Genomic DNA, 21,304 nt, shown 5'->3' on the forward strand with positions numbered 1-21,304 from the left:
TTCCGCGACAAGACCGCGATGACGATCCCAGCCCCCGCCAGCGCTCTCGACGAGGTCCATTCCGCGACCCGCGCCGTCACCCGCCTGTCGGTCGGGGTGGCCGTGATCCTGATCGCGCTCAAGGCCTTCGCCCTCGGCGCGTCAGGGTCCGTGTCCATCCTCGCCTCCCTGGCGGATTCAGCCCTCGATCTCGTGGCCTCGCTGGGCGTCTTCTTCGCGGTGCGCTGGGCGGCCGCCCCGCCCGACGAAGACCACCGTCACGGCCACGGAAAGGGCGAGGCCCTCGCCGCCATGGTGCAGGCGGGGCTGGTGTTCGCCTCGGCCCTGTTCATCGGGTGGGAGGCGATCCAGCGCATCTTCGATCCCCGCCCGGTGACGGCGGGCTATTGGGGCGTCCTGGTCATCCTGATCTCCATCGCCCTGACCGGCTGGCTGGTCTGGATGCAGGGCCGCGCCATCAAGACCAGCGGGTCCATGGCGGTTGAGGCCGATCGCGCCCACTACGCGGCCGACCTGGCCGCCAACGCCGTGGTCCTGATCGGCGTGATCTCCGGCGCCTTCCTGTCCGCGCCGGGACTGGACGCCGCGGCCGGGCTGGTCGTCGCGGTCTGGCTGTTCTGGGGCGCCTACGGAATGCTGAAGACAGCGGCCGACCATCTGGTCGACAAGGCTCTGCCTGAAAGCGACCGCATCGCCATGACCACCGCCGTCCTGTCGGACCCGAGGATTTCCGGCGTGCACCAGCTCCGCACCCGCATGGCCGGCTCCGTCGTGATGATCCAGATGCACGTCGATCTGGACCCCAACCTGACCCTCGAGGCCGCCCACGCCATCGTCGTCGAGGCCGAGAACCGGCTGCTGGCGGGCTGGCCCCGCGCGGATATCCTGATCCACCCTGATCCCCGCGGCCGGGCGGAAATTCATGGCGGCGTCTTCGCCGAAACACCCGACGAGGTCGAACCCGCGCCGCCGAAATCGAAAAAAGGCCCCTGGGCCTGACGGCTTGGCTAACGCGGGCTTAACGCCCTCATGCGCATGAACAGGCCATGTCGGCCTGCGTCCTGTATCATTTCGCCTTCGATCCGGGCTCCCGCGCCGTGCGTCTCGCGCTGGGCGAGGCCAAAAAGGAATTCACCGAGACCCTCGTTCGTCCGTGGGAGGACGACTGCCCGGTCGCCGGCCTGAACCCTTCGGGCATGCCCCCGGTGCTTCAGGTCACCGGGGACAGCCGGTCACTGACCCTGTGCGAGCCCGCCGCCATTCTCGGCTGGCTCGAGGACGGCTCGCGCGATCCCTTCCTGATGCCGACCGACCCCTCCGAGCGCGCCGAGACGCGCCGCCTGATCGGCTGGTTCGACCGCCGCTTCACCGACGAGGTCAACGCCGTCCTGCTTCATGAGCGAATGGAGAAGCCGCTGCTGCGTCTCGGATCTCCCGACGCCCGCGCCCTGCGCGCCGGACGCGAGGCGCTGAGATTCCACCTCGCCATGCTGGAAGACCTGCTGGCCAATCGGGATGCGCTGTCCGGACGCCGGGTCGGTCAGGCGGATTTCATCGCAGCCGCCCATCTGTCGGTGCTCGACTATTTCGGCGAGGTCCCCTGGGCCAACTGGCCGGGCCTGAAAACCTGGTACATGAAGCTGAAATCCCGCCCCAGCTTCCGCCCTCTGCTGGTCGACCGCTTTCCGGGCGTCGCCGCCTCGGCCTGGTACGCCGATCTCGACTTCTAGGGTTCGGCGCGTCAAACGACGCCCATGCCGGTCGATGTCCGTCCCTTCATCCGCGAGCGCGCCGAGGCCCTGGGCTTCGACGCCTGCCGCTTCGCCTCGGCCTCCGCGCCGTGGAGCGCAGGCGAGCGGCTGGCGCATTTCGTCGAGGCGGGCCGCCACGGCGACATGGGCTGGATGGAGACCACGCTGGAACGCCGCGCCCATCCCACCGCCATGTGGGACGGCGCCCGCACCGCCATCGTGCTGGGCCTCAACTACGGCCCCGAGACCGATCCCCTGCCCGAAATGGCCGACCGCTCGGCCGGCTATGTTTCGGTCTATGCCCGCGGCGACGACTACCATGAGGTCATCAAGGGCCGGCTGAAGACCCTCGCCGGTCAGATCGCCGCCCGGACCGCCGAGGAGGTCAAGGTCTTCGTCGACACCGCGCCCCTGATGGAAAAGCCGCTGGCCCAGCGCGCCGGCCTCGGCTGGCAGGGGAAACACACCAATCTGCTCAGCCGCACCCATGGCAACTGGCTGTTCCTCGGCGTCATCCTGACGGCGGCCGAGCTTGAGCCGGACCCGCCCGAAGGCGAGCACTGCGGCACCTGCACAGCCTGTCTGGACGCCTGCCCCACCAACGCCTTCCCCGCGCCGTTCCAGCTCGACGCCCGGCGCTGCCTGTCCTACCTGACCATCGAGTTCGCCGGACCCTGGCCGGACGAGTTCCGCACGGCGACCGGCAGTCGGATCTACGGCTGCGACGACTGTCTGGCCGTCTGTCCGTGGAACAAGTTCGCAGCCGCCTCGAACGAGGCGCGGGTGCAGGCGCGCGAGGCCCTGGTCTCGCCCCGGCTGGCCGATCTGGCGGCGCTGGACGACGCCGCCTTTCGGACCCTCTTCTCAAAAAGCCCGGTCAAGCGGATCGGCCGCGACCGCTTCGTCCGCAACGTCCTGTACGCCATCGGCAACAGCGCCGACCCGGAGTTGATCCCGTCGGCCGAACGCCTGCTGGACGACCCTGACCCCGTGGTTCGCGACGCCGCCGTCTGGGCAATTCGGCGCCTCCGGCCAGCCCTTTAGCCCTGCGCGATCGCTCCGCCGCGCTCGCCGCCGGGCGCGCGGGCGATGTCCAGCAGCTTTATCCGGAACACCATCACCGCATTGGACGGAATCCCCGGCCGCCCCTGTTCACCATAGCCCTGCGCCGGCGGCACATAGACCACCCATTCGTCGCCGACGCGCATATGCTGCAGCGCCTCGGTCCAGCCCGGCACCACGTCGCCGACGGTGAACACGGCGGGCTGACCCGACTGGAACGAGCTGTCGAACACCGTGCCGTCCGTCAGCGTGCCCTCATAGTCGACGCGGACCAGATCGTTCCGATCGGGAGTCTCGCCGCCCGGGGGACCCGACCGGATCACCTTGTACTGCACGCCCGAGGGCAGGGTCTTCACGCCCTCCGACTTCGCGTTCGACGACAGGAAGAATTCGGCCGCCCGCAGGTTCTGCGCAGCGGTTTCATCCGGCGCGGCCGGTTCGCGATTGCAGGCGGCCAGAGGCCCCGCCAACGCCGCCATCATCGACAGCGCCGCGACGCCCCTAACCCATCCGTAGCGCATAGCCTGCCTCTTCCAGTCCGTGTCTGATTTCAATGGCGTGGGCCTCGCCGCGCGTCTCGACCATGATGTCGAACTCCGCCCCCTTGGCCGGCACGTCCAGCGCCAGCCGGTTGTGCACCACGTCGATGATGTTGCCGCCCAGGCCGCCGATGACGGCGCTCATCTTGGACAGCATGCCCGGCCGGTCGTCGCCCAGGATGCGGTAGACGATCATCTTCTTCTCGCGCACCAGCTCGCGGTTCAGGACCACGGCCAGCATGCGGGCGTCGATATTGCCGCCGGTCAGTTCGAGGCCGACCTTCATCCCGCGGAATTTGTCCGGGTACGCCAGCAGGGCGGCCAGTCCGCCTGCCCCGGCGCCCTCCGCCACCGTCTTCTCCAGCGTGGCCAGGAAGGCGACGCCCTTTTCGAAATCGGCCTCCCCGACGACCAGCACGTCCTCGATCAGCGGATCGACCAGGGCGAAGGGGATTTCGCCCACGGCCTTGATGGCGATGCCCTCGGCGATGGTCTGGCCGCCGCACACGGGGGGGCGGCCCTCGCGCCGCGCCGTATAGGACGGATACATGGCCGCCTCGACGCCGAAGATGCGGATCGACGGTTTCATCGCCTTGGCCGCGATGGCCGTGCCGGCGATCAGCCCGCCGCCGCCGATCGGGATGATGAGGACATCGAGATCGGGCGCGTCCTCCATGAACTCGATGCCGCAAACGCCCTGGCCGGCGATGATGCCCTCATCGTCGAAGGCCGAGACGAAGACGAAGCCCTCGGTGTCGCGCAGGCGGTGCGCCTCTTCGGTGGAGCCGGTGAAGTCCAGTCCCTTGATGACCACGGTCGCGCCGTGCGCCCGGGTGCCGTCCGCCTTCACGAACGGGGTGCCCTCGGGCATGACGATGGTCACCGGCACGCCCAGCCGCGCGCCGTGGTAGGCCAGGGCCTGGGCGTGATTGCCCGCCGAGGCCGCCACCACGCCGCGCTTGCGCTCTCCCGGCGTCAGCTGCAGCAGCCGGTTCAGGGCGCCGCGCTCTTTGAAACTGCCGGTGAAATGCAGATTGTCGAACTTGACCCAGACCTCGGCCCCGGTCAGCTGCGACAGCTTTCGCGAATATCTGACCGGGGTCCGGTCCACCTGGCCGGCGATGCGCTTCTGCGCCGCCAGAATGTCGTCGAAAGTGACTGTCATGAGCGGTCCCTATACCCGGTCCAGAGCGATTTCGGTTCGGATGCCCTCGCATCCGAGCTCAGAAATCGCTCCGGCATAATGCTGGACCATTTTTTGGATTCGGGTCGAATCGACCTGAAGCAAAAAATGGTCTGGCCGGGTTGATGCGCTTTTGGCCCACAGCCCGGCGCCTCGCAACCTTGACCTTATGACGGCGTTCAGCGTCTGATCCCAGACGTTCGACCCGCGCCCAAGACGGAGTAGAGCCATGTCCGCCCGCCACCTGATCGCCATCGCCGCCGTGGCCGCCTCCCTGGCGGCGTGCGAGACCGTCCCGTCGGGCGGTTTTGGTCCCATGTCCGGCTCTGGCCCGGCGTCCAGCGCATTCCGCGCCCAGGACTTCGCCTGGTCCGCCCGGTCGGGCCGCGCCTCGATCGACGGCCGCGTCGACTACCGCCGCGACGGCCAGACCTTCAACTGCACCGGCACGGTCGCCCTGACGCCGGACACCCCCTACACCCGCGCCCGGTTCCAGACCCTGTACGGCTCGACCACCCGCGCCGCGATCCCCGAGGCCGTGGTCCGCGCCCGCACCGTGGCCGACCCCAACGCCGACTACCGCTCGTTCGTCCGCCAGACCTCCTGCGAGAACAACCGCTTCCAGTTCGACAATCTGCCGGACGGCAACTGGTTCGTGATCTCCCCGGTCAGCGCGGGCGGCGACCGCATCGTGCTGATGCGCAACGTGGCCACGCGCGGCGGCCGGGTCGGAGTGACCCTCTAGCCTGACACCACCAGTGCCTGTCGTCTTTGAGGCCGCGTAACTGGCCGCTTCGGAGAGTTAACCATGCGCCGCCTCGCCCTGCTCCTCGCCGCCGGCCTGACCGTCGCCGCAGCCCCGGCCGCCGCCCAGACCTGGGGCGGGACCTACGACAGCCGTTACGACTACAGCGACAGCCGTTACGGGGAGCATGACAGCTACAGCTACGGCCGGCGCAGCGGCTGGAACGCCGTTCCTTCGAGTTTCGACTGGCGCAGCCAGCTGGACCGGCCGGGGGACTACCGCTGCGACGCCTTCTGGGACGCGAACCGCACCGACTGCGGCGCGGGCTGGCGCGACCAGCGCCGCCGCGTCAGCCCTCGGGCGCGCAGCGACTACCGCGAACTGGCCGGCTACAGGCGCGAATCGTATGGCCATGACGGCTATGGCTACGACCGGCACGGCCATGGCGGCTACGGCTATTCCGCGCGACATCGCGGCTACGGCTCAAGCTACGGGTACAATCAGGGCGGCGCGGCGTATTACGGGGCCTATGGCCGCCCGGATCTGGTCTATCCGGCAGGGGGGCGCAGCTACGGCTCCCACGGCCACGGCAGCCGGGCGGACTGGTGCCGGGCGACTTACCGCTCCTACGACCCGCGCTCCGGCTATTACCGCGCGTACAGCGGCCGCCTGATCTACTGCGGTTAAGGGCGTTCGCCGAAGGACGTTCGTCCGGTCACGGATCAGTGGGTGACCGGCGTTCGCCATTGTTTCGCCTTTTCAGGACCGCTTCGGTCTTCCTGACCCGCAAGGGGCGGTGGATCAGGGAGCGCGTTCATGTCCCAGCACAATATTTCCGGCTCGGAAGTCTTCGGACCCAAGCCCGGCGTCATGCTGAGATCGGTCAAGACCTCGGGGCTGCGGCGCAAGCGCGCCGCCCGCACCTGGGCGGCCTTCGTCGCCGGCGCGGTCGTGGCCGTCGCGGGTGGAGCCATCGCCATGGCGGCCGTCTTCGGCCCCACGCTTTTTGGTTAGCCGCGCTCGTCGGCCCTTCGGGACCTCCCGACCCGACGCGGCCTGACGCACCAAGGCCATCGACGCTCAAGTAGCGAGCGACCGCGTCGCGAGCGTTAGCGCTCCCTTCACATCAAGGCAGCCAGACCATCCGGCGCGTTTCGGTCTGGGCGTTCCGCGCGCGGCTGAAGTCCTTGCGGACCTCGCCCGTGTACAGGAAGCCCGCCTTTTCCAGCACCCGGCCCGACGCCGGATTGTCCGAGAAGTGGCCGGCCATCAGCGCCCGCCGTTTCCACGACTTCGCGGCCCAGACCGTCGCCGCCTGCAGCGCCTCGGTCGCATAGCCCCGCCCCCAGAACGGCCGGGCGATCCAGTAGCCGACCTCGGGCGCGGGATCGGCGTCCTCGAACAGGCCGATCACCCCGACGGGACCATGGTCCTCGTGCTCGATCAGGAAGGTGCGCGCGCGCTTCGGGTCCTGCACGGCGACCTGCAGCACGAACGCCTCGGCGTCGGCGATGCCGAAGGGGTGCGGCATGCGCAGGGTCATCCGCGCCACATCCGGATCGTTGGCGAGGGTCGCCAGACGGCTGATGTCCTGGGCTCCGGGCGCACGCAGCGCCAGACGCCGCGTCTCGACGACGGGAGAGGGTTCAATCACGCACATGACACGGCCTCGTTCGATCTGCCGCCTCCTTGGAGGGCTCGGGCGGCGTCGAGGCGGGGAAACGAAAACGGGGAGCCTGGTGATCCAGACTCCCCGCGGAAATATTTCCCTGGTCCGGATCGCGGCTCTCGAGCCTTGCGCGATCCGGGTGTCAGTCGGTTTGCGCTACTCGGCGGCCATGGCCTGTTCGGCGGTCGGAAGAATCGACACGTAACAACGGCCGTTCGCCTTCTTGGTGAATTTGACGGCGCCGTGGGCGGTCGCGAACAGGGTGTGGTCGCGGCCCAGGCCGACATTGTCGCCCGGATGGAAGGTGGTGCCGCGCTGGCGCACGAGGATGTTGCCGGCCAGAACGTTCTCGCCGCCGAACTTCTTCACGCCAAGGCGCTTGGAATGAGAGTCGCGACCGTTACGCGACGAACCACCGGATTTCTTGTGAGCCATAGGTCTGCTCCCTGTCTCTAACTGTTCTTACGCTTCGTCGGTGGAGGCGGGCTTGGCCTTGGGCGCAGCCTTCTTGGCCGGAGCCTTCTTGGCGGCGGCCGGCTTTTCAGCGGCGGCCTCGGCCTTCGGAGCGGCGGCGGCCTTGGGGGCCTTCACCGGCTTGGCTTCGGTTTCTTCCACACGCGGAGCGAGGCCGCGGGCGCGCAGGTTCATCTCGGCCTTGGTCATCAGCGAGGTTTCGCCGTCCCACTTGGCCTTTTCGCCGGCGCCGTCGATGCCGGTGATGCGCAGCACGGTTTCCATCTGGCGATGGCCGTTCGTGCGGCGGTAGCCCTGACGACGGGTCTTCTTGAAGATCTTGATCTTCTCGCCCTTGCGGGTCTCGACCAGGGTCGCGGCCACGGCAGCGCCCTTGATCAGCGGAGCGCCCAAGGTCACGCCCTTGTCGCCGCCCAGCATCAGCACGTCGCCGAACGAAACGTCGGAACCGACATCGCCGTCGAGCTTCTCGACCACGATGACGTCGCCCGGCTGAACCCGGTACTGTTTGCCGCCGGTCTTGATCACCGCGTACATGTTGAAGCCTCAGCGAAACGCAAAAAGAATAAGCCCGACGGGGGACCCCCTCGGGCGAAGAGCGGCGACATAGACGCAGAGGGGTGTCCGAGTCAACGCGGGCGGGCGAAAAAACGGGGGTTGGCCGCCGCCGCCGAAAACCTGAATCTCCCCCTCGACTGTTATAAAGTAACACGCTACAGAGACGGCGATGACGCCGTCCGACCTCGAACAACCCGTCCTGCTGTCCCTGTTGGGCGCCGGCTTCGCCACGGCCTTCCTGCACGCCGCCCTGCCGACCCACTGGCTGCCCTTTGTGCTGGTCGGGCGCGGCCAGCGCTGGAGCCTGCCGCAGGTGCTGACGGCCGTCGCCGCGGCGGGCCTCGCCCATATTCTCACCACCGCCGTCGTCGGCGGCCTGATCGTGGCGGCCGGCCTCGCCATGGATCAGTGGATCTCGGGCCTCCTGCCCGGCCTGTCCGCGGGGCTGCTCTTCCTGTTCGGGACCTTCTACCTCGGCAAGGCCCTGCTGCGTCCCGCAATCATGGCTGGCGGCCCGTCACTGGCCCTGTCCGAGCCGACCGTCTCCCACGCCGCCGCCTTCTGGGGACTGGTGGCGATGATGGCGATCTCGCCCGGCGAGGTGCTGCTGCCCATCTATCTGTCGCAGGCGACCGAGGGTCCGCTGGTGCTGGCCGCCCTGACCCTGGCCTTCGCGGCGGGCACCGTCCTGGGGATGACCCTGTTCACCGTCCTGGCCCGCGCCGGCTGGTCGGTGCTGCGGCTGGAGCGCTGGGCCCGCTACGAAGGCGTGGTCCTGGGCCTCGCCCTGATCCTGATCGGCCTTCTCGTCTTCCTGCGCCAGCACTAAGGATAGAGGCATGGCGCACGGCTCCCACGATCACGATCATGACCACAGCCATGCCCACGGGCACGACCACGGTCACGGCGGACACCATCACGGCCCGGTCGACACCGGCGACTGGCGCTACGCCGTGGGTCTGGTCGTCAATCTGGTCTTTGTCGGCGTCGAGTTCGGCGCCGGCCTGTTCAGCGGCTCCACCGCCCTGATGGCCGACGCGGGCCATAACCTGTCCGACGTGCTGGGCCTGGCCATGGCCGGCGGCGCGGCATGGCTGGCGCGGCGGGCCAGCGGCTCGCAAAACACCTACGGCTACGGCAAGGCCACCGTGCTGGCCGCCCTCGGCAACGCGCTTCTGCTGATCTTCGCCTGCGGGGCCATCGCCTTCGAGGCCGTGCGCCGTTTGGCCGAACCCGCCCCGGTCATGTCCGGCCTGATCATGGCTGTCGCCGCCATCGGCTTCGTCATCAATCTGGGCACCGCCCTGCTGTTCATGCGCGACCAGCATTCGGACCTGAACGCGAAGGGCGCCTACCTTCATATGATGGCCGACGCCGCCGTCTCCATCGGCGTGGTCATCGCCGGCGGGGTGATCTGGATGACCGGCTGGTCGATCATCGATCCGCTGGTTAGCCTCGGCATCGTCGCCGTGATCCTGGTCGGGACCTGGGGCCTGCTGAAGGACTCGGTCAATCTGGCGCTCGATGCCGCCCCGCGCGGCGTCGACGTCGAGGCCATCCGCGCCGCCTTTCTCGAGCTGCCCGGCGTCACCGCCGTGCACGACCTGCACGTCTGGGGCCTGTCGACGACCGAGACGGCCCTGACGGCCCACCTGTGCCACGGGCGCGGCGACGCCAAGACCCTGCTCACCGAGGCCCAGGCCATGGTCCGCGCCCGTTTCGGCATCGGCCACGCCACCCTGCAGCTGGAGGCGGAACCGCTGGCGGACTGCCCCGCCTGCTGACCGGCTCAGTCAGCGGACGGCAGGATCAGCCGACGGCCGGGATAGTCGATCACGACCGTCCCCCGCGACCAGAACAGGGCGTTGCCTACAAAGCCCACCGCCTCGGGACGCGCGAAATAGCCCTGCGGCGGCTGGACGATGAGGCGCGGCGCGTCCCAGGCGAGCGGGCCGATCTCAAGCCGCTCGCCGAGATGGACCGGCAGGCTGAGAGACCCGCCCGTTCCGCTGCCGCCCAGGGTGGCGATCGGGGCCGTCTCCGGCCGTTCGCCGCGCACCTGCGCCCACTGGCCCTGGCTCAGGTTGATCCAGACGTGAGGATCGTCGAACAGCCCCGCTCCGGAATCATAGCGCAACGGCAAGGCGTGGCCGTCGACGGCTGCGTCCAGTCGCAATATGCCGTTGTCGTCGTGCGTGGCCACGACGCGCCCGCATTCGGCCGCCCGCGCGGCCGCCTCCCACGACGCCGACACGGCGATCCGGCCGCCGGCGAAGTCGAGGGTGACCACCAGTCCGGACAGGGCGTCCGAGCCCAGGATTCCCACGGCCGGTTCACCGCCCGGGCCTTGCAGCCCGCTGAGGTCCGAGGTCGTCGGTTCGATGACCGGCAGTGTCAGCCCGCCCAGCCTGAGGTTCTCCACCCGCGTGCCGCCCGCCTCGATCACCCCGGCCGAGCCCTCGACCTGACTCCCGTCCAGCACCGGCAGGCCGGCCCGGGCGGCGAAAGCCGCATCCAGCGCCGAACGGTTCGCCCCGGTGTCCAGCAGCAGCCACACCGGCTCGCCCATCTCGCCGATACGCGCCCGGACGAAGCCGACATGGGCGACGTAGCCCGACTCGACCGCATTGGCGTTCCTGAGCGTGTCGAAGGCGGCGTCGCAGCCGGGGTCGGCGGCGAGCAGGGACAGGGCGAGGCTGATCAGCATGGCGGCTCCTTTCGAAAGCCGGGACTCCAGCCACGCTTCCGTCCTTCCGCAAGTTAAGTCTCTTTCATCTCGCGTCCCGGCTGACTATCTCAGCCGCCGAAAGGCCTCCCATGACAGACAAGATTCCCGTCACCGTGCTCACCGGCTACCTCGGCGCCGGCAAGACCACCCTGCTGAACCGCATCCTCACCGAGGATCACGGCAAACGCTACGCCGTCATCGTCAACGAGTTCGGCGAGATCGGCATCGACAACGACCTGGTCGTCGGCGCCGACGAGGACGTGTTCGAAATGAACAACGGCTGCGTCTGCTGCACCGTGCGCGGCGACCTGATCCGCGTCGTCGCCGGCCTGATGAAGCGCCAGCGCCCGGGCAAGCCCGCCTTCGACGCCATCATCGTCGAGACCACCGGCCTGGCCGACCCCGGCCCCGTCGCCCAGACCTTCTTCGTCGACGAGGACGTCAAGGCGAAGACGCAGCTGGACAGCGTCACCGCCCTGGTCGACGCCAAACACGTCATGGCCCGCCTCGACGATTCGAAGGAAGCCCGCGAACAGGTCGCCTTCGCCGACCGCATCATCCTCAACAAGACCGATCTCGTCAGCGAGGCCGAACTGGTCGAGGTCGAGCGCCGGCTGCGCAAGCTCAATCCGCTGGCCCCCATCACCCGCGCCGAGCACGCCAATGTGCCGCTGGATCAGGTACTCGGCCTCGGCGGCTTCGATCTGGGCCGGATCCTCGACATCAATCCCCAGTTCGCCAACCCCGCCCACGGCGAGGCCGGCCACGTCCACGACGAACACTGCGGCCACAACCATCATGATCATGACCACGACCATGACCATGACCATGACCATGACCATGACCATGACCATGACCATGACCATGCGCACGGCGCGCGCGGGCATGCGCACGAGGACGACATCAAGGGCGTCTCCCTCTCGCTCGAGCGGCCCATGGACGGGACCAAATTCACCGCCTGGCTGGACCGGCTGCTGGGCGAGCAGGGCCAGAACATCCTGCGCGCCAAGGGCATCATCGACGTCAATGGCGAGGACCGCCGCCTGGTCTTCCAGGCCGTGCACATGATCCTCGAGGGCGATCTTCAGAAGCCGTGGGGCGCCAATGAGCGCCGCTGGTCGCGCGCCGTCTTCATCGGCCGCGACCTGGACGAGGCCGCGCTGAAGGCCGGGTTCGAGGCCTGCGCCGCGTGAGGACCACCACCTTCGACGCCCAGATCACCGCCGCCGTCTTCGACGACACGGGCGCCATCTTCGCCCTCGGCGACGGCTCGGTCCGGTTCGAGGGCGGCGAGTTCAGCGCCGCCCATGACGGCGCCATCCTGTGCGCCGTGACCCATCCGTCCGGCGACGGCGTCCTGACCGGCGGCGACGACGGCCGGCTGATCTGGCACCGCCGCGGCGAGGCCGGCGTTCTGGCCACGGCCAGGGGCCAGTGGATCGACGCCGTCGACGCCTCGGCCGAAAGCGGCCTGATCGCCTTCTCCGCCGGCAAGACCCTGACCGTCATCGACGCGAAGGACGCCGCCTTCCGCCGCGACTTCCAGCATGAACGCACCGTCTCCGGCGTGGCCTTCGAGCCGAAGGGCCGGCGCATCGCGACCTCGACCTATGGCGGCGCGGCCCTGTGGTTCGCCCGCATCGAGAAGCAGAAGCCGACCTTCCTCAAATGGGCCGGCTCGCACACCGCCGTGACCTTCTCGCCCGACGGCGCCTTCGTGATCACCGCCATGCAGGACGCCCAGCTGCACGGCTGGCGGCTGAAGGATCAGAAGAATCTGCGCATGGGCGGCTATCCGTCCAAGGTCCGGGCCATGAGTTTCCTGTCCAACGGCCAGCTTCTGGCCACCTCGGGCGCCCAAGGCGCCGTGCTGTGGCCCTTCGTCGGCGCCAACGGCCCGATGGGGCGCGAGGCGACCGAGATCGGCTTCGACGAGGGCAGTCTGGTGGCCCTTGTGGCTTCACAGCCGAAGCACGGCCTGCTGGCCGCCGGCCTGACCGACGGCCGCGTGTGGCTGGCCGATCCGGCGGGTCAGGGACTGAACTTCCTCAAGGCCGAGCGCGGCGCGCCGATCGTCGCTTTGGCCATGAGCCCCGACGTCACGCGCGTCGCCTGGGCCGACGAAGACGGACAGGCCGGCGTGGCGGTCATCTGACCGCTTGCCAAGCCTGCCTTCGCCGTGCTGCATCCACCCATGTCGGGAATGACCAGGACCGTGAAAAAGGGCCGGCCCCTGCTGACCCTGTTCCTGCTGCTGCTCCTCCTGGGTTCCAGCGGGATACTGCTTCAGCGGTTCATTCCCGTCCCCGCCACCTTCCTTATGACCACGCGCCTGATGGAGGGCGAGGGCTGGGATTACCGCTGGCGCTCGCTGGACCGCATCTCGCCCCGCCTCGTCCAGGCGGTGATCGCGTCCGAGGACTCCACCTTCTGCGCCCACCGGGGGTTCGACATGAAGGCCATCGAAAAGGCGCTCAAGGCCAATGCCCGGTCGGAAAAGCGGGGCAGCACCCGCATCCGCGGCGGTTCAACGATCAGCCAGCAGACCGCCAAGAACGCCTTTCTCTGGCCGGGCCGCGACTGGATCCGCAAGGGTCTGGAGGCCGGCTACACCGTCGCCATCGAGACAGTCTGGGGCAAGCGGCGGATCATGGAGGTCTATCTGAACGTCGCCGAATGGGCCCCGGGCGTCTATGGCGCCGAGGCCGCCGCCCGGCACTGGTTCGGCAAGTCGGCGGACGACCTGACCGCCCGCGAGGCGGCGCGTCTGGCCGCCATCCTGCCCAGCCCCCGCCGCTACGACGCGGCCAGCCCCGGACCTTACGTGCGGCGACGCACTTCGCGCATCCAGGCGGCCATGGGCACGGTGCGCAACGACGGTCTGGCGTCCTGCGTCCTGGGCTGACAGCCACGCTTGACGCCACGGCTCCGCTCCATTCCTCTGCCCGCCGAGCGACGCGGGCGAACCGCGCGAGGAGGAAGTCCATGAAACGCACCCTGATGACCGCCGCCGCCGTTTGCGCCCTTGCGATCGGGAGCGCCGGTTGCGTCACGGTTCTTGGCGGTGAGTGGAGCTCGGAAGACGAGGCGCGGCTCGACGCGATGGAAGAGGCCGCGGCTGCGAGGCCGGCCGCGGCGGGCGAACAGCAGCCCGCCACAGCCGAAGCGGCGACCGCCTTTGTCGCCGACGCCGAGACCCGCCTCGCCGCCCTCAGCGAGGAGGCCGCCCGCATCCAGTGGACCCGCGCCACCAACATCACCCACGACACCATGTGGCTGGAGAGCCGGATCAACGCCGAATACACCGAGCTGCAGGTCGAACTGGCCAACGGCGCGGCCCGGTTCAACGACGTCCAGGTCCCCGAAGACGTCCGTCGCAAGCTGAACCTGCTGCGTCTGGGCATCGTCCTGCCGGCCCCGAACCGCCCCGGCGCCGCCGGCGAACTGGCCGAGATCACTACCCGCCTGGACTCGACCTATTCGGTCGGCAAGTTCGAGTTCAAGGGCCGCCAGATCACTCTGGACGACGCCACCATCCTGATAGCCGAGAGCCGCGACCCGGCCGAAACGAAAGCTTTGTATGAGGGCTGGCGCACCATCTCGCCGGTCATGGCCCCCGACTACGCCCGCATGGTCGAGATCGCCAACGAAGGCAGCCGTGAACTGGGCTTCGCTGACACCGGGGCGATGTGGCGCGCCGGCTATGACATGGAACCCGACGCCTTCGCCGCCGAGACCGACCGTCTGTGGACCCAGGTCAAGCCGTTCTACGAGAACCTGCACTGCTATGTGCGCGGACGCCTCAACGCCAGATACGGCGACGCGGTCCAGCCCGACAGCGGCCCGATCCGCGCCGACCTGCTGGGCAATATGTGGTCGCAGCAGTGGGGCAACATCTATGACGTGGTCGCCCCTGCCGAAGGCGGCGCCTCCAGCTACGACCTGACGGAACGGCTCGTCGCCGCCAACTACGACGCAAGGAAGATGGTCGAGACCGGCGAGGGCTTCTACGTCTCCATGGGCCTGCCCGAGCTGCCGGAAACCTTCTGGGAACGGTCCATGATCACCCGGCCGCGCGATCGCGAGGTGGTCTGCCACGCCTCGGCCTGGGACCTCGACAACCTCGAGGACATCCGCATCAAGATGTGCACCCAGGTGAACGGCGACGACTTCTACACCGTCCACCACGAGCTGGGTCACAACTACTACCAGCGCGCCTACAAGGATCAGCCGTTCCTGTTCAAGAACGGCGCGAACGACGGCTTCCACGAAGCCATCGGCGACTTCGTCGGCCTGTCGGCCCTGACGCCCACCTATCTGAACCAGATCGGCCTGCTGCAGACCGTGCCGGGCGCGGAAGAGGACATCCCCTTCCTGCTCAAGATGGCGCTGGACAAGATCGCCTTCCTGCCGTTCGGCCTGATGGTCGACCGCTGGCGCTGGGGCGTGTTCAACGGCGAGACCAGCCCGGCCGAATACAACGACGCCTGGTCGGCAAACATGCTGAAATACCAGGGTCTTGTCCCGCCCGGACCGCGTCCGGCCAACGCCTTCGACCCCGGCGCGAAATATCACATCCCGGGCAATACGCCCTACACCCGCTACTTCCTGGCCCACATCTACCAGTTCCAGTTCCAGCGCGCGGCCTGCAAGGAAGCCGGCTGGACCGGACCGCTGCACCGCTGCTCCATCTACGGCAACAAGGAAGTCGGCGAGCGTTTCGAGCGGATGATGGAGATGGGGCAGTCGCGCCCGTGGCCCGAGGCCATGCAGGCCTTCACGGGCGAAAGCGGCAACGACGCCTCGGCGGTGACCGACTATTTCGCCCCCCTGAACGCCTGGCTGACCGTCCAGAACCGCGGCAAGGACTGCGGCTGGGACTCCTGACGACCGGCGGCGGTTAACCGTCGGCGTTGGACCTTCTCTTAACCGGCTTGGTTCATCTTCGGCCGGATGAGCGTGGGCGGATTGCGTCCGCGGCTGATGGCGGATGTCTCGATGGGGCTGAAAACCTGGATGACCGGCATGGGCCGATCCCTGCGGGCCTTCACCCGCCGCATGGCGGACGATGCGCGCGGCAACGTCGCCATGCTGTTCGGTCTGAGCCTGCCTGTCCTGATCCTGATGACGGTGGGCGGGGTGGACATCCACCGCGCCTCGACCGTGCGGGTGAACCTGCAGGACGCCCTCGACGCCGCCGCCCTTGCCGCCGCCCGTTCTCCCTATACGGAAAACACAGACCTGCAGCGGGTCGGCCTGGCCTCGCTCAGGGCCAATCTCCAGGCCTATCCGAATATCACCCTGCGTGAGGCCGACACCACCTTCGTGCTGAACAGCGACGACGTCGTGGTCGCCAACTCCAAGGTCGATGTGAAGACCCTGGTCGCCAACATCTTCCTGCCGCCATACGGCAAGTTCATGGACGACTATCTGCCGGTGGGCGCCCATTCCGAGGTCGACCGGTCGTCAAAGAACATCGAGGTTGCCCTGGTCCTCGACATCACCGGCTCCATGGCCGGCCAACGCATCATAGACCTCAAGGCGGCGGCCAAGGAGCTGGTCGACCTGGTCGTCCAGCCGGTCCAGACGCCCTACTATTCCAAAATTGCCCTCGTGCCGTATTCGAACTCGGTCAATCCGGGAACCTATGTCACCACCGCGCGCGGCGCGATCACCGGCTCGGTCAACATCACCAATGCGGTCATCAACCTGACTGGCACGGCCAAGACGATCACGGGGGCCACGCGGGATAACCCGGTGGTCATTACCTCGGCCAGCCACGGCTTCGCCAATGGCGACGTTGTCTGGATCAGCGGCGCGACGGGCATGACCCAGCTGAACAACAAGCCCTATGTGGTGACCAACAAGACGACCAACACCTTCCAGCTCTACCGCCTGAACGGCTACCGGGTGAACGGCGATTACTACAGCTCGTATACGGGCACGGCCGGCCGGGTCCAGAAATGCCAGAACAACGATTGCTCCATCACCATCACCGCGCCCGGGCATGGTCTGGTCAATAACCAGTACGTCTACATCACCGATGTGAACGGCATGACCCAGATCAACGACCAGAGTCATCTGGTCGGCAACTCGACCGTGAACACCTACACGATCGATCTGACGGAATCGGTGCTGACGCCCTACACCTCGGGGGGCAGGTCGTGGAGCGCCAGAGGCGGCGGCACCACCTATTTCGCCTTCGAGAACATGAACGGCGACCTGCAGACGCATCGGGTCAGCGGATGCGTCACCGAACGGACGGGCTCGCAGCGTTACACCGAGACGGTCCCCTCGAGCGCCTCAACCCGTGTCGGTCTGCACTATCCGAACATCTACGGCACATGCATCGGGGATACGATCCTGCCCCTGTCCAGCAGCGCGGCCACCATCAAGAGCCGCATCGACGCCCTTGACGTCGAAGGCGGCACAGCGGGCCAGATCGGCATCGGCTGGGGCTGGTACATGGTCTCTCCCGAGTGGAACAGCCTGTGGCCCTCCGGCGCTGCCGCCCCCTATAACCCGGCGGAAACCCTCAAGGCCGTGATCATCATGACGGACGGCGAGTTCAACACGCCCTACTGCTCCGGCGTCATCGCCCGCGATGCGGGTTCGGGATCCGGCAGCAGCTCCGCCAAGATCGATTGCGACGCCGACAATGGCGATCCCTTCACCCAGGGAGCCGCCATGTGCGCCGCCATGAAGGCGCAGGGCGTGATCGTCTACACCGTCGGTTTCCAGATCACCGCCGGCGGCCAGGCCGCCACCCTGCTGGCGGACTGCGCCTCCACCCCCGCCAATGTCTTCCTGCCGGCGAGCGGCGGCGATCTGTCCGAAGCCTTCGCCGCCATCGGCCGCGACATCACCCAGCTGCGAATATCCAGGTAGTCTGAAACCGGCGGCCGACGGCAGGGAGTGCGTCTTGTGCGCGGCCTGCCGTCGGCCCCTTGCAGTTCATGCAGCCCTCAGATCAGCCGGATTTCCCTCAGCCGTTCGGTCAGGAAATCCTCGGCCATGATCGCCTTTCCGGCGTAGCGGTCGGGGTTCTCCGCCGAGATCATGCCGGGCAGGGTCTCGATCACGAAGTCCGGGTTGAAATGCAGGAAGAAGGGCGTGGAGTAGCGCGCGAAACTGGCCCGCTCGGGCGCCGGATTGATCACCCGATGGCTGGTCGACGGCAGGACGTGATTGGTCAGCCGCTGCAGCATGTCGCCGATATTGACCACCAGCGCGCCCGGCGGCGGCGCGATGTCCAGCCACTCGCCGTCGGCGTCCTTCAGCTGCAGGCCCGCCTCCTCGGCGCCCAGCAGCAGGGTGATGACGTTGATGTCCTCGTGCGCTCCGGCGCGCACGCCCGCGGCGCCCGCCGGCACGGGCGGATAGTGCAGCATCCTCAGGATGCTGTTGCCCATCTCGACCTTGTCCTCGAAGAAGTCGTCGCCGAGCTTCAGATAGCGGGCGATCGCGCGCAGGATCTTCGCGCCCAGTTCGTCCATGGCCGCGAACATGCCGTACAGATGCTCCCGGAAGCCCTCGACCTCGGTCGGCCAGACGTTGTCGCGCATGTATTTGCGGTACGGATGACCCTCGGGCAGCTCGCGCCCGACGTGCCAGAATTCCTTCAGATCGACCGTGGCCGCGCCCTTCGCCGCCTCGACTCCGAACGGCGTCAGCCCGCGCGCCCCGCCGGTGCCCGGCTGATGGTATTTGCGCTTGGTCTCCTCCGGCAGGGCGAAGAAGGTCTTGGTGTCCGCGATGGCCGCCTCGATCACGCCCTCGTCCAGGCCGTGATCGGCGATGACCGCGAAGCCGTAGCGTTTGAATGAGGTCCCCAGCTTGTCGGCGAAGGCCTGGAAGTCGGCGTCGTACAGCTTCATCGACACCGGCTCGATGGCGCGTTTGGCGGTCGGGACGGTTTCGGGGGTCAGGGTCGCACTCACGGCAGGGCCTCGCAGGATCGATTTCCCGGTTCCTTACGCCCTAATCCGGGACCTTGGCAAAGCCGCGGCGCGCGTTCATGAGCGGTACAGGTCGGAACCTTCACCGTAGGCCCACGTTTCGGCGACGAGCCGATTTTCACGGACAGGGACATCCACATATGCGCAGCAAGGTTCTTCTCACCGGCGTCAGCGTCGCCATCCTCCTGGGCGGCGCCGCCTGCACGACCACGGACCCCTACAGCTCGACGCCGCGCCGCAACAACACAGGCACGGGCGTCCTCGCCGGCGCGGCCGCCGGCGCGCTCCTGGGTTATCTGACCAACACCTCAGACTCCGAACAGGGCCGCAAGAACGCCCTGATCGGCGCCGGCATCGGCGCCTTGGGCGGTGCGGCGGTCGGAGCCTACATGGACCGTCAGCAGCGTGAACTCGAGGCCGAACTGTCCGGCACAGGCGTCGGCGTCGCGCGTCAGGGCGACAACCTGATCCTGCGCATGCCGTCCGATGTGACCTTCGCCTCCAACCAGTCGGCCATCACGCCGCGCTTCAACGCCACTCTGGATGATGTCGCGGCCGTGCTGAACCGCTATGACCAGTCGATCATCGACATCGTCGGCCACGCGGATTCCGACGGCGCCGAGGACTACAATCTGAACCTCTCGCGCCAGCGCGCTTCCTCGGTGGCCCAGGCGCTGGTCAGCCGCAATGTCCTCGCCGATCGGCTGTACGTCGACGGACGCGGCGAAAGCGCCCCGATCGCAAGCAACGATACGGCCGAGGGCAAGGCGCAGAACCGCCGGGTCGAAATCCTGATCCGCCCGTTCCGCGGCTAGCCCGGCCTGAGCGACCGCGGCGCGAGCGATGGCGCGCCGACAATCAGGGACGGGGCTCCGGCTCCGTCCTTTTTTGCGAGCACACACCGTTCCGTGACTTGCGGCGGACCGCGTCAGATGCTGGATACGATCCGTAGTCGCTGCGGGGGAATCGCTTGCGCCCGAACCACCAGGAATTCGCCGACGGCGTGAAACTGGCCGCCATCGCCGCGGTCTCCGCAGTGCTGACCGCAACCGTGGTCATCGGCGCCGGCCGCACCCTGATGCCCCGGGCCGAGGCCGTGGCGGCCGAACCGCCCGCCCTTACCCGCGTCGCCCTTCGCTAGCCCTCAGGCCCTTCCGATCGAGGCGTAGCGGAAGCCGCGGTTCCGCATGTCCTCGGGCCGGTAGATGTTCCTCAGATCGACCATCACCGGCTGGCGCATCAGCAGCTTGATCCGGTCCAGATCCAGGGCGCGGAACTGGTCCCACTCGGTCAGGATGACCACGACGTCGGCGCCCTCGACCGCGTCATAGGGGCCCTCCCGGAACGCCACTCCGTCCAGCAGCCTGGCGGCCTCATCCATGCCCTCGGGATCAAAGGCCCGGACCGTGGCTCCCATGGCGATCAGGGCCGGGGCGACATCCAGCGAGGGGGCGTCGCGCATGTCGTCGGTGTTGGGTTTGAAGGTCAGGCCCAGCAGGGCCACGGTCTTGCCTTTCAGATCGCCGCCCAGGGCCGCAGCCACCTTGCCGGCCATGGCCTTCTTGCGGGCGTCGTTGATCCGGACCGTCGTCTCGATCAGCCGCACGGGCGCGCCGGCGTCGACGGCCGTCCGCACCAGGGCCAGGGTGTCCTTGGGGAAGCAGGAGCCGCCGTAGCCGGGCCCGGCGTGCAGGAATTTGGCGCCGATCCGCTTGTCCAGCCCGATGCCGCGTGCGACCTGCTGCACATCGGCGCCGACGGCCTCGCACAGGTCCGCCATCTCGTTGATGAAGGTGATCTTCATCGCCAGGAAGGCGTTGGCCGCATATTTGATCAGCTCGGACGTGCGCCGTCCGGTGAACAGAATCGGCGTCTCGTTCAGATTCAGCGGACGATACAGTTCGCGCATCACCGCCCGGGCGCGCTCGTCCTCCGTACCCACGACGATGCGGTCCGGCCGCTTGAAGTCCTCGATCGCGGCGCCTTCGCGCAGAAACTCGGGATTGGACACGACCGCGAAATCGGCGTCCGGACGGCGGGCGCGGATGATCCGTTCGATCTCGTCGCCCGTGCCGACCGGCACGGTCGACTTGGTCACCACCACGGTGAAGCCCTCGATCAGGCCGGCGATCTCTTCCGCCGCCGCATGAACATACGAAAGGTCGGCGTGGCCGTCGCCGCGCCGTGACGGCGTGCCCACGGCGATGAACACCGCATCCGCCGTCCGGATCGCTTCCGCGCCGTCCAGGGCGAACGCCAGCCGGCCGCCGCGCACATTGGCCGCAACCAGATCATCCAGACCCGGTTCGAAGATCGGAATCTCGCCCCGCTCCAGCCGTTCGATCTTGGACGGGTCCTTGTCGACGCACACGACCTCATGGCCGAAGTCGGCGAAACAGGCCCCTGAAACCAGCCCCACATAGCCGGTACCGATCATCGCCACGCGCATGGGAAGTCATCCGTTGAAACAGTCGCCCGAGATAGCGAGCGGCCGCCGCCTTGGCCACCCCGCCGCCCCACAAAGCAAGAACCCCCGGCCCTCTTTCGAGGACCGGGGGCTGCTTTTTGTCTGGCCTGCCGGCCTTCGGCCTGCTTGAGGCCGAAGGCTGGCCGATCGGCCTTCCGGTTTTAGCGGAA

23 protein-coding genes are annotated in these 21,304 nt (G+C 68.0%); 15 read left to right on the forward strand and 8 right to left on the reverse strand.

What is annotated here, in order from left to right:
- Positions 1 to 18 precede the first annotated feature (18 nt).
- Genes BrevBR_RS12650 through queG form a run of 3 tightly spaced genes read left to right on the forward strand, consistent with a single transcriptional unit; the run spans position 19 to position 2,795 of the window.
- Positions 19 to 999, forward strand: a complete 981-nt coding sequence (locus BrevBR_RS12650) for a cation diffusion facilitator family transporter (RefSeq protein ID WP_340001174.1) — start codon at positions 19 to 21, stop codon at positions 997 to 999.
- A gap of 47 nt (positions 1,000 to 1,046) precedes the next feature.
- Entirely contained in the window at positions 1,047 to 1,730 is a 684-nt protein-coding gene (gene fzlA / locus BrevBR_RS12655; RefSeq protein WP_340001175.1) for an FtsZ-binding protein FzlA, read from the forward strand.
- Positions 1,731 to 1,754: 24 nt separating this feature from the next.
- Positions 1,755 to 2,795: a tRNA epoxyqueuosine(34) reductase QueG gene (queG, locus tag BrevBR_RS12660; protein ID WP_340001176.1), complete on the forward strand. Its 1,041-nt coding sequence runs from the start codon at positions 1,755 to 1,757 to the stop codon at positions 2,793 to 2,795.
- Here queG and BrevBR_RS12665 read toward each other — a convergent pair.
- Both BrevBR_RS12665 and BrevBR_RS12670 read right to left on the reverse strand, forming a co-directional pair.
- Positions 2,792 to 3,334 (reverse strand): FKBP-type peptidyl-prolyl cis-trans isomerase, encoded by a 543-nt coding sequence (locus tag BrevBR_RS12665; RefSeq protein ID WP_340001177.1) that lies wholly within the window; start codon positions 3,332 to 3,334, stop codon positions 2,792 to 2,794. The two genes, queG and BrevBR_RS12665, sit on opposite strands and share 4 nt — an antisense overlap.
- Positions 3,315 to 4,517: a threonine ammonia-lyase gene (locus tag BrevBR_RS12670; RefSeq protein ID WP_340001178.1), complete on the reverse strand. Its 1,203-nt coding sequence runs from the start codon at positions 4,515 to 4,517 to the stop codon at positions 3,315 to 3,317. The genes BrevBR_RS12665 and BrevBR_RS12670 overlap by 20 nt, the downstream gene beginning before the upstream one ends.
- A 247-nt stretch (positions 4,518 to 4,764) precedes the next feature.
- On the opposite strand from BrevBR_RS12670, the gene BrevBR_RS12675 reads away from it, so the two are divergent.
- From BrevBR_RS12675 to BrevBR_RS12685, 3 genes are all read left to right on the forward strand, one after another.
- A complete protein-coding gene (locus tag BrevBR_RS12675) occupies positions 4,765 to 5,280 on the forward strand; it encodes a hypothetical protein (protein ID WP_340001179.1) in 516 nt (171 codons plus the stop codon).
- A 63-nt stretch (positions 5,281 to 5,343) separates the two neighbouring features.
- The gene (locus tag BrevBR_RS12680) at positions 5,344 to 5,967 is read left to right on the forward strand and encodes a BA14K family protein (RefSeq protein WP_340001180.1); all 624 of its coding nucleotides are present in this window, start codon (positions 5,344 to 5,346) and stop codon (positions 5,965 to 5,967) included.
- Positions 5,968 to 6,096: 129 nt separating this feature from the next.
- Positions 6,097 to 6,294, forward strand: a complete 198-nt coding sequence (locus BrevBR_RS12685; RefSeq protein WP_340001181.1) for a hypothetical protein — start codon at positions 6,097 to 6,099, stop codon at positions 6,292 to 6,294.
- A 112-nt stretch (positions 6,295 to 6,406) separates the two neighbouring features.
- Here BrevBR_RS12685 and BrevBR_RS12690 read toward each other — a convergent pair whose 3' ends face one another.
- The 3 genes from BrevBR_RS12690 to rplU form a co-directional block, all read right to left on the reverse strand.
- Complete coding sequence (locus tag BrevBR_RS12690) at positions 6,407 to 6,940, reverse strand: GNAT family N-acetyltransferase (RefSeq protein WP_340001182.1); 534 nt, start codon at positions 6,938 to 6,940, stop codon at positions 6,407 to 6,409.
- 165 nt (positions 6,941 to 7,105) lie between these two features.
- Positions 7,106 to 7,384, reverse strand: coding sequence for a 50S ribosomal protein L27 (gene rpmA, locus BrevBR_RS12695; protein ID WP_332639497.1), 279 nt, complete (start codon positions 7,382 to 7,384; stop codon positions 7,106 to 7,108).
- Between the two features lie 27 nt (positions 7,385 to 7,411).
- On the reverse strand, positions 7,412 to 7,960 hold the full coding sequence (gene rplU, locus BrevBR_RS12700) for a 50S ribosomal protein L21 (RefSeq protein WP_332639498.1): 549 nt from the start codon (positions 7,958 to 7,960) through the stop codon (positions 7,412 to 7,414).
- A 190-nt stretch (positions 7,961 to 8,150) separates the two neighbouring features.
- Here rplU and BrevBR_RS12705 point away from each other — a divergent pair, with 190 nt between their 5' ends.
- Entirely contained in the window at positions 8,151 to 8,810 is a 660-nt protein-coding gene (locus BrevBR_RS12705; RefSeq protein WP_332639499.1) for a hypothetical protein, read from the forward strand.
- 10 nt (positions 8,811 to 8,820) lie between these two features.
- Positions 8,821 to 9,765 carry a cation diffusion facilitator family transporter gene (locus tag BrevBR_RS12710; RefSeq protein WP_340001183.1) on the forward strand — a complete coding sequence of 315 codons (945 nt, stop codon included), beginning with the start codon at positions 8,821 to 8,823 and terminating at the stop codon, positions 9,763 to 9,765.
- Positions 9,766 to 9,770: 5 nt separating this feature from the next.
- Here BrevBR_RS12710 and BrevBR_RS12715 read toward each other — a convergent pair whose 3' ends face one another.
- Entirely contained in the window at positions 9,771 to 10,688 is a 918-nt protein-coding gene (locus tag BrevBR_RS12715) for a retropepsin-like aspartic protease (protein WP_340001184.1), read from the reverse strand.
- A gap of 110 nt (positions 10,689 to 10,798) precedes the next feature.
- Between BrevBR_RS12715 and BrevBR_RS12720 the strand changes: the two genes are divergently transcribed.
- The 5 genes from BrevBR_RS12720 (at position 10,799) to BrevBR_RS12740 (ending at position 17,597) form a co-directional block, all read left to right on the forward strand.
- Positions 10,799 to 11,902 carry a CobW family GTP-binding protein gene (locus BrevBR_RS12720; RefSeq protein ID WP_340001185.1) on the forward strand — a complete coding sequence of 368 codons (1,104 nt, stop codon included), beginning with the start codon at positions 10,799 to 10,801 and terminating at the stop codon, positions 11,900 to 11,902.
- Complete coding sequence (locus BrevBR_RS12725) at positions 11,899 to 12,864, forward strand: WD40 repeat domain-containing protein (RefSeq protein WP_340001186.1); 966 nt, start codon at positions 11,899 to 11,901, stop codon at positions 12,862 to 12,864. Before BrevBR_RS12720 ends, BrevBR_RS12725 begins: the two co-directional genes overlap by 4 nt.
- Positions 12,865 to 12,912: 48 nt before the next feature.
- Positions 12,913 to 13,614 (forward strand): monofunctional biosynthetic peptidoglycan transglycosylase, encoded by a 702-nt coding sequence (mtgA, locus tag BrevBR_RS12730; protein ID WP_340001201.1) that lies wholly within the window; start codon positions 12,913 to 12,915, stop codon positions 13,612 to 13,614.
- Positions 13,615 to 13,694: 80 nt separating this feature from the next.
- Positions 13,695 to 15,596 carry a M2 family metallopeptidase gene (locus tag BrevBR_RS12735; protein WP_332639503.1) on the forward strand — a complete coding sequence of 634 codons (1,902 nt, stop codon included), beginning with the start codon at positions 13,695 to 13,697 and terminating at the stop codon, positions 15,594 to 15,596.
- A gap of 111 nt (positions 15,597 to 15,707) precedes the next feature.
- Positions 15,708 to 17,597, forward strand: coding sequence for a ubiquitin-activating E1 FCCH domain-containing protein (locus BrevBR_RS12740; protein ID WP_332639504.1), 1,890 nt, complete (start codon positions 15,708 to 15,710; stop codon positions 17,595 to 17,597).
- Between the two features lie 77 nt (positions 17,598 to 17,674).
- On the opposite strand, the gene BrevBR_RS12745 is transcribed toward BrevBR_RS12740, so the two are convergent.
- The gene (locus tag BrevBR_RS12745; protein WP_332639513.1) at positions 17,675 to 18,586 is read right to left on the reverse strand and encodes an isopenicillin N synthase family dioxygenase; all 912 of its coding nucleotides are present in this window, start codon (positions 18,584 to 18,586) and stop codon (positions 17,675 to 17,677) included.
- 221 nt (positions 18,587 to 18,807) lie between these two features.
- Here BrevBR_RS12745 and BrevBR_RS12750 point away from each other — a divergent pair, with 221 nt between their 5' ends.
- Both BrevBR_RS12750 and BrevBR_RS12755 read left to right on the forward strand, forming a co-directional pair.
- Positions 18,808 to 19,482, forward strand: a complete 675-nt coding sequence (locus BrevBR_RS12750) for an OmpA family protein (protein ID WP_340001187.1) — start codon at positions 18,808 to 18,810, stop codon at positions 19,480 to 19,482.
- A gap of 155 nt (positions 19,483 to 19,637) precedes the next feature.
- Positions 19,638 to 19,808 carry a hypothetical protein gene (locus tag BrevBR_RS12755; RefSeq protein WP_332639506.1) on the forward strand — a complete coding sequence of 57 codons (171 nt, stop codon included), beginning with the start codon at positions 19,638 to 19,640 and terminating at the stop codon, positions 19,806 to 19,808.
- Positions 19,809 to 19,811: 3 nt separating this feature from the next.
- Here the strand turns inward: BrevBR_RS12755 and BrevBR_RS12760 are convergent, their stop codons facing one another.
- Entirely contained in the window at positions 19,812 to 21,116 is a 1,305-nt protein-coding gene (locus BrevBR_RS12760) for a UDP-glucose dehydrogenase family protein (protein WP_332639507.1), read from the reverse strand.
- Between the last annotated feature and the right edge of the window lie 188 nt (positions 21,117 to 21,304).

Source organism: Brevundimonas sp. BR2-1 (assembly GCF_037626195.1).
In the GTDB taxonomy this organism is placed as follows: domain Bacteria; phylum Pseudomonadota; class Alphaproteobacteria; order Caulobacterales; family Caulobacteraceae; genus Brevundimonas.

Bases quoted from the DNA above. Each gene is read 5' to 3' on its own strand.
- BrevBR_RS12650 (WP_340001174.1), top strand. From the start codon at position 19: ATGACGATCCCAGCCCCCGCCAGCGCTCTCGACGAGGTCCATTCCGCG.
- fzlA (WP_340001175.1), top strand. From the start codon at position 1,047: ATGTCGGCCTGCGTCCTGTATCATTTCGCCTTCGATCCGGGCTCCCGC.
- queG (WP_340001176.1), top strand. From the start codon at position 1,755: ATGCCGGTCGATGTCCGTCCCTTCATCCGCGAGCGCGCCGAGGCCCTG.
- BrevBR_RS12665 (WP_340001177.1), bottom strand. From the start codon at position 3,334: ATGCGCTACGGATGGGTTAGGGGCGTCGCGGCGCTGTCGATGATGGCG.
- BrevBR_RS12670 (WP_340001178.1), bottom strand. From the start codon at position 4,517: ATGACAGTCACTTTCGACGACATTCTGGCGGCGCAGAAGCGCATCGCC.
- BrevBR_RS12675 (WP_340001179.1), top strand. From the start codon at position 4,765: ATGTCCGCCCGCCACCTGATCGCCATCGCCGCCGTGGCCGCCTCCCTG.
- BrevBR_RS12680 (WP_340001180.1), top strand. From the start codon at position 5,344: ATGCGCCGCCTCGCCCTGCTCCTCGCCGCCGGCCTGACCGTCGCCGCA.
- BrevBR_RS12685 (WP_340001181.1), top strand. From the start codon at position 6,097: ATGTCCCAGCACAATATTTCCGGCTCGGAAGTCTTCGGACCCAAGCCC.
- BrevBR_RS12690 (WP_340001182.1), bottom strand. From the start codon at position 6,940: ATGTGCGTGATTGAACCCTCTCCCGTCGTCGAGACGCGGCGTCTGGCG.
- rpmA (WP_332639497.1), bottom strand. From the start codon at position 7,384: ATGGCTCACAAGAAATCCGGTGGTTCGTCGCGTAACGGTCGCGACTCT.
- rplU (WP_332639498.1), bottom strand. From the start codon at position 7,960: ATGTACGCGGTGATCAAGACCGGCGGCAAACAGTACCGGGTTCAGCCG.
- BrevBR_RS12705 (WP_332639499.1), top strand. From the start codon at position 8,151: ATGACGCCGTCCGACCTCGAACAACCCGTCCTGCTGTCCCTGTTGGGC.
- BrevBR_RS12710 (WP_340001183.1), top strand. From the start codon at position 8,821: ATGGCGCACGGCTCCCACGATCACGATCATGACCACAGCCATGCCCAC.
- BrevBR_RS12715 (WP_340001184.1), bottom strand. From the start codon at position 10,688: ATGCTGATCAGCCTCGCCCTGTCCCTGCTCGCCGCCGACCCCGGCTGC.
- BrevBR_RS12720 (WP_340001185.1), top strand. From the start codon at position 10,799: ATGACAGACAAGATTCCCGTCACCGTGCTCACCGGCTACCTCGGCGCC.
- mtgA (WP_340001201.1), top strand. From the start codon at position 12,913: ATGACCAGGACCGTGAAAAAGGGCCGGCCCCTGCTGACCCTGTTCCTG.
- BrevBR_RS12735 (WP_332639503.1), top strand. From the start codon at position 13,695: ATGAAACGCACCCTGATGACCGCCGCCGCCGTTTGCGCCCTTGCGATC.
- BrevBR_RS12740 (WP_332639504.1), top strand. From the start codon at position 15,708: ATGGGGCTGAAAACCTGGATGACCGGCATGGGCCGATCCCTGCGGGCC.
- BrevBR_RS12745 (WP_332639513.1), bottom strand. From the start codon at position 18,586: ATGAAGCTGTACGACGCCGACTTCCAGGCCTTCGCCGACAAGCTGGGG.
- BrevBR_RS12750 (WP_340001187.1), top strand. From the start codon at position 18,808: ATGCGCAGCAAGGTTCTTCTCACCGGCGTCAGCGTCGCCATCCTCCTG.
- BrevBR_RS12760 (WP_332639507.1), bottom strand. From the start codon at position 21,116: ATGCGCGTGGCGATGATCGGTACCGGCTATGTGGGGCTGGTTTCAGGG.